This is a genomic window from Phormidium pseudopriestleyi FRX01, from assembly GCF_017313335.1.
Lineage (GTDB): Bacteria > Cyanobacteriota > Cyanobacteriia > Cyanobacteriales > Laspinemataceae > Laspinema > Laspinema pseudopriestleyi.
This window is the reverse complement of record NZ_JAFLQW010000328.1, coordinates 1-15,389: the sequence shown is the minus strand read 5'-3', so window position 1 is coordinate 15,389 and position 15,389 is coordinate 1. Positions and strand designations below refer to the sequence as shown.

Annotated in this window: 15 protein-coding genes; 9 read left to right on the top strand and 6 right to left on the bottom strand. The window is 47.2% G+C overall.

Annotated features, from left to right (window positions below; all coding sequences use genetic code 11):
- Nucleotides 1-207: 207 nt before the first annotated feature.
- Complete coding sequence (locus J0895_RS12250) at nucleotides 208-762, bottom strand: 3'-5' exonuclease (protein ID WP_207088372.1); 555 nt, start codon at nucleotides 760-762, stop codon at nucleotides 208-210.
- Nucleotides 763-879: 117 nt separating this feature from the next.
- Nucleotides 880-2,253 carry a UDP-N-acetylmuramoyl-tripeptide--D-alanyl-D-alanine ligase gene (locus tag J0895_RS12245; protein WP_207088371.1) on the bottom strand — a complete coding sequence of 458 codons (1,374 nt, stop codon included), beginning with the start codon at nucleotides 2,251-2,253 and terminating at the stop codon, nucleotides 880-882.
- 483 nt (nucleotides 2,254-2,736) lie between these two features.
- On the opposite strand from J0895_RS12245, the gene J0895_RS12240 reads away from it, so the two are divergent.
- Together J0895_RS12240 and J0895_RS12235 are read left to right on the top strand one after the other, a co-directional pair.
- Nucleotides 2,737-4,020 carry a hypothetical protein gene (locus J0895_RS12240; protein ID WP_207088370.1) on the top strand — a complete coding sequence of 428 codons (1,284 nt, stop codon included), beginning with the start codon at nucleotides 2,737-2,739 and terminating at the stop codon, nucleotides 4,018-4,020.
- 125 nt (nucleotides 4,021-4,145) lie between these two features.
- Nucleotides 4,146-5,678, top strand: coding sequence for a GTP-binding protein (locus J0895_RS12235; protein ID WP_242541241.1), 1,533 nt, complete (start codon nucleotides 4,146-4,148; stop codon nucleotides 5,676-5,678).
- Nucleotides 5,679-5,766: 88 nt separating this feature from the next.
- Here J0895_RS12235 and J0895_RS12230 read toward each other — a convergent pair whose 3' ends face one another.
- Nucleotides 5,767-7,473 carry a mechanosensitive ion channel gene (locus J0895_RS12230; RefSeq protein ID WP_207088369.1) on the bottom strand — a complete coding sequence of 569 codons (1,707 nt, stop codon included), beginning with the start codon at nucleotides 7,471-7,473 and terminating at the stop codon, nucleotides 5,767-5,769.
- Nucleotides 7,474-7,855: 382 nt separating this feature from the next.
- Between J0895_RS12230 and J0895_RS12225 the strand changes: the two genes are divergently transcribed.
- Complete coding sequence (locus tag J0895_RS12225) at nucleotides 7,856-8,317, top strand: SRPBCC family protein (protein ID WP_207088368.1); 462 nt, start codon at nucleotides 7,856-7,858, stop codon at nucleotides 8,315-8,317.
- Between the two features lie 74 nt (nucleotides 8,318-8,391).
- On the opposite strand, the gene J0895_RS12220 is transcribed toward J0895_RS12225, so the two are convergent.
- Nucleotides 8,392-9,222, bottom strand: coding sequence for a SirB1 family protein (locus J0895_RS12220; protein ID WP_207088367.1), 831 nt, complete (start codon nucleotides 9,220-9,222; stop codon nucleotides 8,392-8,394).
- A 358-nt stretch (nucleotides 9,223-9,580) separates the two neighbouring features.
- On the opposite strand from J0895_RS12220, the gene lgt reads away from it, so the two are divergent.
- The 6 genes from lgt (at nucleotide 9,581) to J0895_RS12190 (ending at nucleotide 14,209) form a co-directional block, all read left to right on the top strand.
- Complete coding sequence (gene lgt, locus J0895_RS12215; RefSeq protein ID WP_207088366.1) at nucleotides 9,581-10,447, top strand: prolipoprotein diacylglyceryl transferase; 867 nt, start codon at nucleotides 9,581-9,583, stop codon at nucleotides 10,445-10,447.
- Between the two features lie 247 nt (nucleotides 10,448-10,694).
- Nucleotides 10,695-11,534 carry a precorrin-4 C(11)-methyltransferase gene (cobM, locus tag J0895_RS12210; protein WP_207088365.1) on the top strand — a complete coding sequence of 280 codons (840 nt, stop codon included), beginning with the start codon at nucleotides 10,695-10,697 and terminating at the stop codon, nucleotides 11,532-11,534.
- A 62-nt stretch (nucleotides 11,535-11,596) separates the two neighbouring features.
- Nucleotides 11,597-12,076: a flavin reductase family protein gene (locus J0895_RS12205; RefSeq protein WP_207088364.1), complete on the top strand. Its 480-nt coding sequence runs from the start codon at nucleotides 11,597-11,599 to the stop codon at nucleotides 12,074-12,076.
- 66 nt (nucleotides 12,077-12,142) lie between these two features.
- Nucleotides 12,143-12,493 (top strand): phenylpyruvate tautomerase MIF-related protein, encoded by a 351-nt coding sequence (locus J0895_RS12200; RefSeq protein WP_207088363.1) that lies wholly within the window; start codon nucleotides 12,143-12,145, stop codon nucleotides 12,491-12,493.
- Between the two features lie 384 nt (nucleotides 12,494-12,877).
- A complete protein-coding gene (locus J0895_RS12195; RefSeq protein ID WP_207088362.1) occupies nucleotides 12,878-13,957 on the top strand; it encodes a Gfo/Idh/MocA family protein in 1,080 nt (359 codons plus the stop codon).
- 51 nt (nucleotides 13,958-14,008) lie between these two features.
- Nucleotides 14,009-14,209 (top strand): type II toxin-antitoxin system VapB family antitoxin, encoded by a 201-nt coding sequence (locus tag J0895_RS12190; protein WP_207088361.1) that lies wholly within the window; start codon nucleotides 14,009-14,011, stop codon nucleotides 14,207-14,209.
- Nucleotides 14,210-14,574: 365 nt separating this feature from the next.
- On the opposite strand, the gene J0895_RS12185 is transcribed toward J0895_RS12190, so the two are convergent.
- Nucleotides 14,575-14,949, bottom strand: coding sequence for a clan AA aspartic protease (locus tag J0895_RS12185; RefSeq protein ID WP_207088360.1), 375 nt, complete (start codon nucleotides 14,947-14,949; stop codon nucleotides 14,575-14,577).
- On the bottom strand, nucleotides 14,946-15,389 hold a 444-nt coding region (locus tag J0895_RS26750; RefSeq protein WP_340643499.1), incomplete at its 5' end, for a hypothetical protein. The genes J0895_RS26750 and J0895_RS12185, both read right to left, overlap by 4 nt.

The window sequence follows — 15,389 nt, the reverse complement described above, 5'->3', positions numbered from 1 at the left end:
TCGGCTAATTCCCCTCCTTTGGAGGGGTGTCCCGAAGGGACGGGGTGGTTTCCTATTTTTTAGTTTCAACTTAGGAAATAAGGACGAAAACCCTTGGGCTGTAAAGCTTACGGGGTAAGGAAAATTTGACAATAAAACAGCCCTCCACTCAGGGGTTCAAGGTAGGTATCCCGGCAATCCGTTAAGTCAATGATATTAAACATCAGCTTATTTTCGTTGACCAGTAATTAATTGAGACAGAATTTTAGCAATATTCCAGGCATCATCATGACCTCGGTGGTGGGTTCCCTCTAAGGGCAAATTGAGCTGTTCTAATGCTGCTGCCATCCCCACTTCTTTTTCCAAGGCATACATGACTGAAAACAGGGTTTTTACATTAATATGCCGATTACTAAAGGGATAGCGAACCCCTTTTTTCTCGCACTCTACTTGAAATTGCCGTTTATCAAATTCTCCATAGCTGGCCCAAATCCTTTGATGGGCAATATATTTATTTCTGAGAATTGAACAAGATTGGCCCAAGGATACACCTTGGTTCACCTGGGCTTGAGTTAAGCTGGTGAGTTGGGTGCAAAATTCACTGACTTGGGACTGTTTGGGTTTGACTAAGATACTCTCTTTTTCTAGTAATTCCCCTGAAGCAATATCAATTGGACAAATTCCAATTTCGATAATTTCTCGTTCTTGATTGGGGGGTGGGTCTTTTTCCCAGCAGGTTGCTTCAATATCAACGACTATAATCCGATCTAGTCTGATTGCCATATTTGAATATTGTTCAGGAAGGGATAGGAGAACGACTGAAGTCGTTAACTACAAATTTATGGATAATGCCTCAAGGAGTGTTAATCCTTGGAAAAAGGTCTTGTCTTTATCTTGAATCTAACCGGCCCGAAGTTTTTCGACGACGCGATCGAGTTGGACGGAATGAGAGGCTTTAAAGAGAATGCGATCGCCTGTTTTAACCCAATCTTTGACGCGCTGGCAGAGGTAGTCATGGGCGTTTGGCTGTTCGATATCGATAATTTCTACAAAGGGTAAACCTTCAGCACCTTTGGCCATTGCTGCGGCTTCTGCGGGGTCGGCAAAGATAAACAATCCATCCAGATTTAAGGATTTGGCAATGCTGCCGATGCGCTGATGAAATTCTAGCGATCGCTCGCCCAATTCTTTCATGGTTCCTAGGACTGCAATCTGCCGTTCTCCTTTGGTTTGTGCCAGCATTTGGAGTGCGGCAGTCATGGATTCTAACCCGGCATTATAGGTTTCATCTAAAATCACAATATCATTGGCTAATTCATACCGTCTTGCCCTGCCATCGGGTAATTCTACGGTTAAACCGGATTTGAGAGGTTCCCAACTTACATGGAGGATTTTTGCTACGGCTAATGCAGCTAAATAATTTAAAGCATTATGTTTCCCCGGAAGTGGGAGGGGGAAAGTCATGCCTTCGACTTCTAGGAAATCTCCATCTCTGATGGTTCCCTGCAAGTCTCCTCCGGTTAAACCATAGGTGAGAGTTTTTCCGGACCAGACTTTTGCTGCGGTTTCTATTAACCGGGAATTGTCGTAATTGAGGACGGCAATCCCTTCGTGGGACATTTTTTCTAAGAGTTCACATTTGGCGGAGGCGATCGCCGCTTCGGAACCCAAGCGTTCGATATGGGCTGTACCAACATTGGTAATGACGCCAATTGTAGGGACGGCAATTTCTGCGAGGAGGGCAATTTCTCCTTGGCCTCGCATGGCCATTTCAATGACGGCATAATGATGGTCTGAGGTCAAATTTAAGAGGGTTTTGGGAACGCCGATTTCGTTATTATAATTCTTCTCAGTTTTGAGAACGGGACCCTGGGTGTTCAAAACCGCTGAGATTAATTCTTTGGTGGTAGTTTTGCCGACAGATCCGGTGATGCCAATCAGGGGGATATCAAACTGGGTGCGCCACCAATGGGCGATCGCCTGATAAGCGGCTAAGGTATCCGAGACAACCAGGAGGGGCCAGTTTGGGTTGGGACTAACATAGTCGCGATCGACAATCGCGGCGATCGCCCCTTTGTCAAATGCGGACCCAATAAACTGATGCCCATCAAATTGGGTCCCTCTTAGGGCTACAAATACTTCACCGGCCCTTAAACTGCGCGTATCCGTAATAATACTGAAGACCTGCTTCGCGCCAAGTTCTTCCGATAGCGGGTGAAGGACTTGGGCATTCAAGAGGGAAAGCAGTTGAGCAAGGGTCACAAAACAAGACATGGTATGAGGACTTTAATTTAATAAAAATTCATGATACCATCCCCGAAAGCTTGTCCCAAGCAGGCGATCGCCTCAATCTCAGCCGGAAAAATACCATAGAATGTCTTTCCCCAGTCAACCGTTATAAATCTTCATTAAAATTCCGTGAATCCCCCCTGGCATCTTTACCAACTTTTTACGATACTGGATGGTTGAGGAGATCTGCCTAGGCTATTCTAATAGATAGAGGTCCTATGCGTCGGGGAAAGCTCAGACCCATTCCCAAGTCGCAAAGGCTCACCCACTCTTTTAGAGAGTTTCATGTGAATCCAAGCGGCCCCAGACTGATCTGAATCGGTTTGATAGCCATTATCCAAGCGGATTAACAATAAATTATCCATATTAAGGTCTGACAATCTTCCACCGGGGGAAATTGTGTCCTATTGAAAATGCTCGCTCTGGGAAATTGAATCAAGCTAAATATCTGGGCAGGGGGAAAGTCAAGTGAATCATCGAACGGATCCTTACAACCGAAAAACAAGCCAGGAGGAGCAGTTACTATACGATCACCTCCTCGATCTGGTTAAAGCGGAGCCACCGTCCGAACTGATCTCGCGCTTTCAAAGCCTCTTTATTGAAGGCAGGGACTACCCCGAAGCTGATATCTCAGGGGCGTTAGGTCGAATGCTGACCTATAAGGGCATGGACCAAGACTTTAAGTTTATTCTGAATAGATGTTGCCACATTTTAGTAAATCGGTGGCAAATGCACAGCCAAACTCAAGAGGCGATTCCGGAGTTGGTGGCCCTGTTTGAGCATCCTGGGGGCTATAATCCTTACGGTCGCTCTCGAACGGGTAGACAGTTGCAAGAATTAGTCAAAGACTTCACCGCAACGGATCAGTACCTGACCCTGCGACGGTTATCGAAGGTGGTGCAACATAGTTCAGAAATGAGCCCCCCTAAAGAGCATAGACCCCTAGGGACCTATATAGATCGCTATCCCTACTTGTACTCTCATTGCCTGCTGAGTGAAGATAGCAGCTATGAGCATCAGCAAACCGTGCGAAAAATTCAAGCGCAACGGCAACGGCAATTTGAAATTAACTTATCTCAGTATGTCACCTATCAAGTCCGGCGATCGCAGGTTCGGCGGACGGGGAATGTGAATGCAGTCCGAAACCTGTCTGTGATTGCCAATCCCACCTTACTCAGCGATCGCGAACTGTATTATTCCCTGAAAGATTATGTGGGTAAAGCAGAAGGGGGCCACACTTACCGAGACTTAGCTCAGAGCTTTATCACCCACACCAGTCAGAGTCCGAACTACGGAGAATTTAAAGCCGATTTATACGACTACCTGATTGGGTCCATCGACCCCGAATATGGCAAACGCCAATTTAACGACAAGCTATGCAAGCATTTAAAAGCCACTCTTCCCCAGAGTGATTCCCAGAAAATCAGCGATTTTCTGGTGGTCAGAACTTGCAGCCAACTCCTAAACTTTTTAGTGGTGGAAAGTTCTCAAAAGCCCACTCACTTTATCTTTCTGGATGTCGTTTCTAATATTGGACCCACCCGGACAACCGGGATGCTTCTGAAAATTGTTTTACTCTGTCGGAAAGTCAAACCCTATTTAGAAAAACGGCTTTCCATCTTGTTTAACCACTATGAAAATTCTAACAATGATAGCATTATTTGGCTTATCAAAATGTTAGAAAATATCAATATAGCCTTAAGTACCAATTTTGGGGCGATTGACTTGTCTTTCATGAGTCAAATTGCGTAAAAACCGGCTATTAAATTGTTTTAATCCTTGAGCTTGAGGCATCCACCCTCTATTTCATTTCCCCGTCTCGGGCTAGTCTGCACTAGGATTGGTAGTGTAGAGCACTGAAGGATAGCCCACCTCTTATGACTCACGGAGGTTCCAACGAGTACGAGGAACAAATTCCTAACCCCAATCAGTCCCCCTTCCCCTTACCCGGTTCCTCCAATTTAGATGGAGAACTCGATGAGGCGATTTTGTCGTTTGCAGATATTCAGGCGGACCTGAACTACAAACAAGCTAAAGACGCCCTGCGAGAGTTAGTGGCGAATCTGGACCTGACCCCGGAAGAACGAACGGGCTTGGATCCAGAGATTGAAGGACTCAGCACCATGCTAGATAAACTGGAACGGACGGTGGTGCAAATTGCCGTGTTTGGTATGGTGGGACGGGGAAAATCGTCGATTTTGAATGCCTTGTTGGGGCAGAATGTCTTTGAAACCGGGCCGATTCACGGGGTAACCCGGACTTCTCAGGGGGTGAATTGGCGAGTTGAGCGATCGCCCCTGGATGGAGGAGAAGGCAACATTACCCAACTCACCCTCTCTGGCATCGGACAATCTCAGATTGAACTGATTGACACTCCCGGAATTGATGAAGTCGATGGTCAAACCCGGGAAGTTTTGGCCCAGCAGGTGGCCTCTCGTGCGGACTTAATTTTATTTGCCGTCGCCGGGGATATGACCCAGGTGGAATATGAAGCCCTTTCCCAGTTGCGGGATGCGGGAAAACCCATGCTGCTAATTTTTAACAAAATCGACCAATATCCCGAAGCCGATCGCGAGGCAGTCTATCGCAAAATCCGGGATGATCGGGTGCGAGAACTCTTATCCCCAGATGAAATCGTCATGGCAGCAGCGGCCCCCTTAGTGGCCCAAGCGGCACCGCGAAGCGATGGCACGATGGCGGTGCAGATGAAGCGGGGTTTACCACAAGTCGAGGATTTAAAATTAAAAATTCTGGAAATTTTAGACCGGGAGGGGAAATCCCTGGTGGCGTTGAATACCCTGCTTTATGCCGGGGATGTGAATGAACAATTGGTTGAGCGCAAAATGCAGATTCGGGATAAGAGTGCCAACCGATTGATTTGGAATGCGGTGATGACGAAAGCGGTGGCGATCGCCCTGAATCCGATTACGGCGATCGATATCCTCAGTGGGGCCGTGATTGATGTCGCCACGATTTTAACCTTATCAAAGCTCTATGGCATTCCCATGACCCAAGCCGGTGCCATCAATCTCCTCAAAAAAATAGCCCTGAGTATGGGCGGAATTAGTGCCAGTGAACTCCTGGCCAATCTCGGATTATCTTCCCTCAAAGGGTTGTTGGGATTAGCGGCACCGGCTACGGGGGGAGCTTCGTTAGTACCCTATCTTTCAGTTGCCATTACCCAAGCCGGTGTCGCCGGGTTTTCTTCCTACGCCATAGGTCAGGTGACCAAAACCTACTTGGCTAATGGTGCTTCTTGGGGACCCGATGGCCCAAAAGCTGTGGTCACTCGCATCATTAATTCCCTAGATGAAACCACCATTATGGGTCGGATTAAGAACGAACTCCAAGAAAAACTCCTAAAAGTGAGAGAAATAAAAACCACAAAAAACTCAAGTGAGTTAGGGTAATCCTTTCTCATCAAGGCTTCACCCCGAAAAAGCCTGATGTTTCTCACTTAAAGAGAAAAACTTAAATTAGGGGATTTAACTCCTCTCGTTATTTTTCTTGTCGTTGTTTGAAATCACTGCGCCATTCTCGCAATTGCTCGGAAGCCACATCTCGGCCCCCTAACCCAAAAGCTAAGGCAATGGCAACAGCAACTGCCCCAAACAGCAAACCAAAGGCCAAGTTGACAATATGAGGTGCAATTCCCATTTGTTGAAGTGCCATCGCACCGGCCAGAGCAATAATGGCAATTCGAGCCGCTTGTGCCAGAAGTTGGGATTGGGACCCCCGGGAACCGGAAATGAGATGATAGGCCAAGTTTGCCAGGTAAAGGCCAATGCCAAAGACGATCAACCCGACCAGAACCTGACCGGCGATCACCAGTAGGCCTTGCATGATGATGGTGAGGGCTGGCAATTGCAGGACTTCCGTCGCTGCCACGGCCCCAAAGAGCATAATGCCCACCCAGGTGACAATCCCGACAATTTCTGCGGGAGTTCTCGTGGAAGTCGAGGGGGGTTGGACAACGGTTTGTTGACCCGATCGCATATCCGGTGAGTTGGCCGGTGGGGGTTGAGGAGAATTACCACTCCCGGTCGTAGGCAGACCTAGCCAGGAGAAGATATTGTTAAAACCGATGCTGCGGAGAATGCGGATGACCAGATCCGAGGTGAACTTGGCGATCGCATAAAATAACGCCAAAATTAGCCCGGCGGTCAAAATCAGGGGAATGGCGAATAGAATTTGCGACAGCATGGCGATCGCCGGAACGGAGATCGCTGCGATTTCCAACGCATTCAACGCCGCGATCGCCGTCGGAATCAGAATCAAGATATAGACAATCGTCCCAATCAGTTGAGACAGGGACATCCCATCAGGAGTCCGAGAGAGACCCAATTGGGCACCGAGGCGATCGGTTCCCGTCGCCGCCAGCAGGTTCGTGACAATGCCGCGCACGATCCGCGCCATAAACCAACCGACAACCCCAATAATCAGGGCCATCAGAATCTTAGGCACCGCCGACATAAAGTCATTGACTAAGTTCTGGACCGGCAGCACATTTAATTCTAAGGCATCCAGAATTAGGGGCAGAAAGAACAGAAAGATAAACCAATATAAGGCATTGCCGAGGGTTTCATTAAGTAAAAACCGGCTTTCCCCAGGGGTTTGTGGGTCTGTCGTTTGTCCCGTTTGTTCTGCAAGCCGTTCATCTAACCGGAACTGCTCTAATCCCCGAGTCAACAACATTTTGGACAGGGTTGCCAATATCCAGGCCACACCCAACAGGACTGCGGCACCGCCAATCTTCGGTAGATACGCGAAAATCTGTTCTAAGAACCGATTTAGGGGTTGGGAAACCACCTCCAGATTCAGGGCCTGGAGAAAGGCGACCAAGACAAAAATCATGATCAGCCAGTAAACCGTATTCGAGATCCACTTTTCAGTGGGAGGCATCTCGTCCCCCGGTGGGCGTCCCATGACTGCACTGGCAATCCGGTTGTCCAGATTCGTGCTGTGGAGGAGCTTTTTAATAATTCCTGCCACAATGGTCGCGACGATCCAGCCACCGATTAAGATGGCGATCGCTCCTAATAAACTGAGCAGGAATGGCCACACTTGGAGCAAGAGGGCTTGAACAAATCCCGTAGCCTGCCCAATGCCAAAGCCAGTAGCGAATCCAGGTTCTTGAGCCAGCAGCGCTTCGGGGCTTAAATTCCCCCAAACCACGGCTGATGTTTCGTGCAAAATTCCATTCATAAGGTGATTTGAGTGTACTTCCGATATGACCGTTCAACAGAGTTGATCATCGAGTAAATGCTAGTCAGTGCATTTGCCCCTATCCTACAGGGCTATGCATCTTTTGCTGTAGTCTATGTCATCTTTTGCGTTTTTTCCAACTTTCAAGGGAGGCGAATCAAACGCTTTATGCTTCAATTGTTGGTAACTAGAAATTAGATTAGGGACAATTTGTCACAAAATATTGGAACTGTAGTGATTTGTAACAATTCTGCCCCAGTCTGCGGGAAGGGTCTGCTGTCTTCTCCCGCCGATTCCCACCGTCAGACTCTCCTACCCTGTAGAGATTCCCTTTCTAGGGGGAATTTCTATAACAAGTTGTCATTATTAGGTCTAATTTCTCATGTCATCTCAAGTTTTTGAACAATCGATTCAAATTCAGGCCAGTCCTACGGTTGTTGATTACTGTATTACCGATCGCACTTTAATGCACCAGTGGTTGAATCCCGCCTTGCGTTGCGAACCTATTGGCGAATGGGATGTCTGTGTGGGGAGTCGCAGTCGGTTTATTTTGAATATTCCGCTGTGGCAACCGAGTTTAAATTGTATGATTGCCCAACGGGAACCGGGACTGATTGTGTGGGAGTTTCAGGGATTTTTTCAGGGTTGCGATCGCTGGGATTGTCAACCGGATGGCAACCAGACTCGACTCGTCAATCGTTTTGAATTTGAAATTCCTAATCCTGTAGTTGCCTGGGGCTTCAATCTGTTTGCAGCAACCTGGACCCAGAAAGATATGCAGGGCCAACTCCGTCGCCTCAAACAAATTGCTGAACAAATTAATCCGAATCTGGCCCAAGGTTAAACGGGTTAAAATTTATTTCCTAAGAAAGATTGACAAATTTTAAATTATATGTAAAGGGCGTTTTTGGATTTTTCTTACTCATTCTCCTGCCAACTGAGGCGATCGAGAATTTGCCGAATTACTGAGGCATCTTCGGCCTGGGGAACCTGGTCCAAATAGGTTTGTAAATCCTGACGGGCTTCGGTCCATCGGCCATTTTGATAATAAAACAAACCGCGATCGCGCAATTCCAAAGGCGCATCGGGAAACAACAGCAAAATCCGTTCGATCGCCCCTAGACATTTCTCAGAATCCCCACAATTCAGATAAATCATCTTTAAATTGGTCAGCATCCGGGCCAAAAACTGTTTGCGCGTCACCACTTTTAAAAATTCCGGACGCATTGAAACGGACGGCCCATAAATTTGCTGAAGACGTTGTTCGCAGTCTTCCTGAAACAACACCTCACCCCGATTAAATGCATCCACAAAAATACCCGCCCCTTCAAACTCTGGGCGAATTAAAAAATGTCCAGGCATCCCGATTCCGACCATTGGAAAATCCAGTCGCCTTGCAATTTCTAAGTAAATTAAGGCCAGGGTAATCGGAATGCCAGTCCGACGGGCGATCGCATCATTGAGAAAACTATTACATGGGTTATAATAATCCCGAGTATTGCCGGTAAATCCCAAATCTTCATAGAGATAGTCATTGATAGCTTTAACAATTCGCAAGGGATAGCGTTGATCCTTCAACCGTTGTGCAACTTCCCTTGCCATCACATCCAGGATATTGAGATACTCAGCCGGATCCAGGGTTGGATATTCTTCTTGCGCGATATAAAGCGCTGCCTTGGCGAGATCGATTTGGTCGTCGTTTTGGTGAATCTCTTGGGAGAACGATTGCCGCGCTAGGGGAAAGTTCATCTTAATTTACAACAATTAAATAGAATTGCCCTGGGGTATCAAGGCGATCGCGCCTATCTCCCCATGAAGATAGCAAAGATTCGACCCCCTGACTATTTGTTGCCTCCCTGACTTGATCCGGTGAAGTATCCTAGAACCGAAAGAGAAACAAGGCAACTGGGGAGCATCTCAATTTTGAAAAGAGACCTAACCCCCCACCCCCCTTCCCTTCAAGGTCCGGGGGAGAAAGAGGTCAATTTCCCCCTACCCTTGCAGGGGAGGGGGGCAGGGGGGAGAGGTTCAGATCGGTTTTTAGGCAAAATTCAGATGCTCCCGGCGACTGCACCTATCGTCCCCCCAAGCGCGTACTATTAAGTTTATGACTATTGTTACTCTACCCCTAGCCTTGACCTTTGCCTCCCCAGGCCCGATCCTCGTCGAAATCGGACCCCTAACCATCCGCTGGTATGGGTTCTTAATTGCCACTGCCGTCTTGATTGGCGTCAGTCTCTCCCAATTTTTAGCCAAACGCCGCAACGTCAACCCGGACCTGATGGGGGACTTGATCCTCTGGTTAGTGGTTGGGGCTATACCAATGGCACGACTATATTATGTCCTGTTTCAGTGGGAGAATTATGCCGACAATCCGGGGCAAATCTTGGCGATTTGGCGAGGAGGCATTGCCATTCATGGCGCAATTATTGGCGGGACGATCGCCACCTTGATTTTTGCCCGACTCAAACGAATTCCCTTCTGGCAATTAGCCGATTTAGTCGCACCTTCAGTCATTTTAGGTCAGGCGATCGGACGCTGGGGAAACTTCTTCAATTCCGAAGCCTTCGGCAGACCCACGGATTTACCCTGGAAACTCTACATTCCCCCGCAATCTCGTCCATTTCAATATCTCAACGAGCAATATTTCCATCCCACTTTTTTATATGAATCCCTGTGGAATCTTGCCTTATTTGCCTTATTACTGTTTTTATTCTTTCGGGACCTCCAAGGCAAACCCCGTTTAAAAGTCGGCACTTTATTTTTAGTCTATATGGCCGTCTATAGCTGCGGTCGCTTCTGGATTGAAGGGTTGCGACTCGATAGCTTAATGTTCGGTCCCCTGAGAATGGCGCAGTTTGTCAGTTTAACCGGTATCATCTTAGGAATCGCGGGATTAGTCTGGCTTTATGGGTTCAATCGTCCTTTGCCTGATGTCGTATCCCGCAGCAAAAGCGAACCCTCTTCTTCCTAGAAATTCCCCAACCAAAACCCAGTGACCAGAAACCGGGTTTCTCACCCAAATTTAGGTCTAAGTTGCAGAGATTTTCTCAAGAAACCCGGTTTCTAAACCAACGCCCTAAAATTTCCCAAAACTATAAAAAAACCCTAGAATAAATTCTAGGGTTGAATCAGGGTGCATCTACCAGTGCTTGATTACCTCAGAGCCTGGGTACTATCCGGAACCTTCCCAATCTTTTGCATTTTTTTGTTTTAGTTTGATGTCAAAACTCCAACCAACGGACCCACAACAAACCGACCGGGCTATACTCAAACCCGCCGTTTATATCGTTGGGGCCGGACCCGGTGACCCGGATTTATTAACGGTCAAAGCCCAAAAAATCCTGGCGATCGCTGATACGATTCTTTACGCTGACTCCTTAGTTCCCAAACAAATTTTAGAAGGAGTTCGTCCCGATGCCGAAGTCATTCCCACGGGCAATAAAACCCTAGAAGATATCTTACCCATCATGATTGACCGTGTGCGCCAAGGTCACTCCGTCGTGCGCCTCCATTCCGGTGACCCCAGCCTCTACAGTGCCATTTCCGAACAAATGCACGCCTTAGCCGATGCGGACATTCCCTGTGAAATTATCCCCGGAATTAGTGCCTTTCAAGCAGCCGCCGCCAAACTCAACCTGGAACTCACCATCCCGGAACTGGTGCAAACCATCATCCTGACTCGGGTCAGTGGTCGAGCTTCCTCCGTCCCCGAATCGGAAGAATTAGCGGCTTTAGCAGCCCATAAAGCCAGTTTGTGCCTCTATCTGAGTGCGCGCCACATTGAAGATGCTCAAGCCAAACTGATGGAACACTATCCCGCAGAAATGCCAGTCGCCATTTGCTACCGGATTGGATGGCCCGATGAAAAAATTCTGGTGGTCCCTCTGAAAGAGATGGCCCAAGTTACCCAGGCTGAAAACTTAATTCGGACGACTCTGTATTTAATTAGTCCGGCTTTGGCCTCACCGAAAACCCAGTCTGGAACGGATACCCCGCGATCGCGCCTCTACCATCCGGAACATAGCCACCTGTTTCGACCCAACTCGCGCCAGGGATGACGCCCCGTCGGATACTCTAATATAAATGTCCATCAGTTCTATATTGAGAGATAGGTAAAGCCTTGCTAGACGAACAAGCGAAAAAAACAATCCTCAGAAAGATTCCCCACGGACTCTATATTTGCGGTGTCAAAGATGGGGAAAATGTCAATGGTTTCACCGCCAGTTGGGTGATGCAGGGGTCCTTTGAACCCCCCTTAGTCATCAACTGTGTTAAACAAGATTCTGGGTCCCACGCCATGATTGAAGCCAGTGGCGTCTTTGCCTTGAGTTTTTTAGAAGCGGGACAAAAAGACTTAGCCCAAAAATTCTTTAAACCCCAGCGACGGGTGGGGAATAAATTTGAAGATGTGGAGTTTTATTTGGGAGAAACCGGCTGTCCGATTATCTCCGACTCTCTGGGGTATGTGGAATGTAATGTGGTGGGTTCGGTGAAAAAGGGTGATCACACCGTCTTTGTCGGCGAAGTGATTGCGGCAGGAGTCCACCGGGAAGGGGAACCCTTATTGCTGGAAGGCACCGGCTGGAATTACGGAGGATAATTTGGGATAGAGAGTTTCCCGGGATCCCGATTTGAATCAGAAAGACGCAAGCTAGAAGGTCAATTTATGCCCCTGATTAAAGTTCAAACTTCCGTATCCGCACCGGAAAACGCTGAAATCCAGACCCTGCTCAAGGGACTTTCCTCCAGCTTGGCGAAGCATCTGGGGAAACCTGAATCCTATATCATGACGGCGTTTAATGCTGATGTGGCGATGACATTTGCTGGAACCTTTGACCCGGTGTGCTACATCGAGGTCAAGAGTGTAGGGACGATCCGTCCCGAACAAACCCAGTCGATGAGCAAAGATTTTTGCAACAAGATTCATCAGGCGATCGGGGTTCCGCAAAATCGGATCTATATCGAATTTACCGATGCTGAGGGTTCCATGTGGGGCTGGAATGGCTCTACGTTTTAAATTTTAGCCGGATTTCTGATTGTCTGCCCGGGTTGTAATTCAATCAGTCGGACAAGAAACCGGGTTTCTGACCCTAATTTGTTACCCAGGAGCAGAAATTTTGTCAAGAAACCCGGTTTCTAACTCTGACTTTACCGCCCCATCAGGGGTGGCTTTTTTTGAAGGGTTGGGGGAGATGGAGAGGCGATCGGCTATAACTCTGGAAAGCTCACTCCCTCGAAAACCGATTCCCGACTCTATACTGGAGGGGTCGCAAATGTTGTAAATCTTTACAACTGGAGCGCCTGTGATACTATCGGGTTGGTGTGCGAGGCCAGATGCCTGTCAAGCGGCTCTGACTAATGGTGGTGGTGGTGGAGACATCAAGGAGTGCAAAATAATCCCATGAAAGCTCGACAATTGAATCATCATAACCCAAAAACTCACCCGGAACCCTTGCGAATTGGGGTGATTGGCGTTGGCAGTATGGGACAGCATCATACCCGGGTTCTGAGCTTGCTCAAAGATATTGAATTAGTCGGTGTGGCTGATGTTAATGTAGAGCGCGGACTCGACATTGCCAGTAAATATCGGATTCGCTTTTTTGAAGATTATCAAGACTTGTTGCCTTATGTGGATGCGGTTTGTATTGCGGTTCCGACTCGCCTGCATCATGCTGTCGGAATGACCTGCCTGCGATCGGGGGTTCATGTTTTAATTGAAAAACCGATCGCCGCTAGTATTGCTGAAGCTGAATCCCTGGTGAATGAGGCAGCAGAATCGGGATGTATTCTGCAAGTGGGTCATATTGAACGGTTTAATCCGGCATTCCAGGAATTGAGCAAAGTCCTCAAAACTGAACAAGTGCTGGCGATCGAAGCTCACCGCATGAGTCCCTACAGCGATCGGGCTAACGATGTCTCCGTCGTCTTGGATTTAATGATCCATGACATCGACCTCATTTTAGAATTAGCTGCCGCGCCTGTTGTGCGATTAACCGCCAGTGGCAGTCGCACCAATCAAGACACATCAGAAGCCAATTCTTATTTGGATTATGTAACGGCAACCTTGGGATTTGCCAATGGCGTTATCGCTACCGTCACCGCCAGTAAAGTCACCCACCGAAAATTACGCCGGATCGTCACCCATTGCAAAAATTCTCTAACCGAAGCCGATTTTCTCAACAATGAAATTTTAATCCATCGGAAAACAACCGCGAATTATATGACCGAATATGGTCAAATTTTGTACCGCCAAGATGGCTTAATTGAAAAAGTTTATACCAGTAATATTGAACCCTTACACGCCGAATTAGAGCATTTTATTAATTGTGTTCGCGGTGGCAATCAGCCGTCAGTGGGTGGAGAACAAGCTCTGAAAGCCCTCAGATTGGCTAGTTTAATCGAGCAGATGGCCCTCGATGGGCAAGTCTGGAATGTCGATAATTTAGAGTTTGTCAAACCCACTGGCGTCAGTTTTGGGTAACGGGAACAAACCTTGTAGAGTGGCAATACATCCTTAAATAACTGTAAAACCATGAAAATCCCCATTGAGATAGATCAACAACTGATTGCAGAGGCTCTAGCCTTGAGTAACTTTTCCACAGAACATCAATTAATAGAAAATGCTTTGCGGGAATACATTCAACGGCGTCAGCAACAGAAAATATTAGAATTATTTGGGACAATAGATTATGAAGAAAACTATGATTACAAACAGCAAAGAACCATAGAATGAAAGTTATCGTTGATACTTTGGTAAACCCAACGGGGTCAGTTGTGGGTGATGGAAACACATTTATAGGAATTATCTAGGGGCAATTTATCTACTGCCCCACCTCCAGTCACGAAGGTTTAAGCCTTTGAATTAGACTTGCTCTATTTTTTTAATAAAAGTCAAAAAATTCAAACCAACCTGGAGATAGAGCAATAGAAAATTTTTCACGGAATAGACTGCTAGGAAATCAGTCTATTAGCCCTTAGAACCCTAATTTTTTTACCCGATCGCTGGCAATTAGCAACAAATCCGGTAAAAAAACAGTTAGTTGTCCCTTTTATCTAATATTGTACTGGCGCTCTAAAGATTGTTAGGTTTGACTAAGCCTAATCCAATGTCTGAATTGTGACGAGTCCCCCTTCAATAGCTTGGATTTGTAAATCGTAACCATAGAGCAATCTCATGCCAACTAAGGGATCGGTTTCAGATTCACACACTGGAATATCACGGTATGTACCATCCCAAATTACCTTCACCCCATAAACGTCAAAAGTAACTTCACTACCATCGCCTAACGTGCCGCGCTCAACTCCTGCCCAAGGTAAACTTAATGCAGTGATAATTTCGTTTGGCAAAGTTAAAAATCCGCTATATCCTGTGTCTATAACCGCATTAATACGTTTTTTGGACTGACGGTTCTGATTTGCAATAACAATTGAAATGATTGCTTCACGCTTTCTATTGACCCGACCCTGCATCATCCTGGGTTTCTCAGACTCCTTGCACCAAAACTATGAACAGCCCGATGTCCAATACGAACTATCCAAGGCTGGGCTTCTGGAATTCGTTTAAATAAGCGCTGACTGGCATCCAAGATTTCATCAGCTACTTCATAAGTGCCGGTTTCAATATCGATCGCGACGATTTTGCCATGATTACCGGCTTCAACTTTTTGGCGGATTTGAGTTTCGTACCAGTGATCACCCATTCGGGCAAATTCTTCTTTACTATAGCGAGGCTTACGGCCTGCCATAATTTCAACTTTTCCTTTCCGGTTTCTCTCGCGTTCCACTAAAGCGCGTTCTGAAGGTTTGAGCGGGCCGAAAAAATCCGGCCTGTTGACAACAGGCTCGCGTCGATCTGGAGATTTGAAGCTGGCAATAAGATCAGCTACGGCGCGAAGTTGCTCATCACTCAGGCG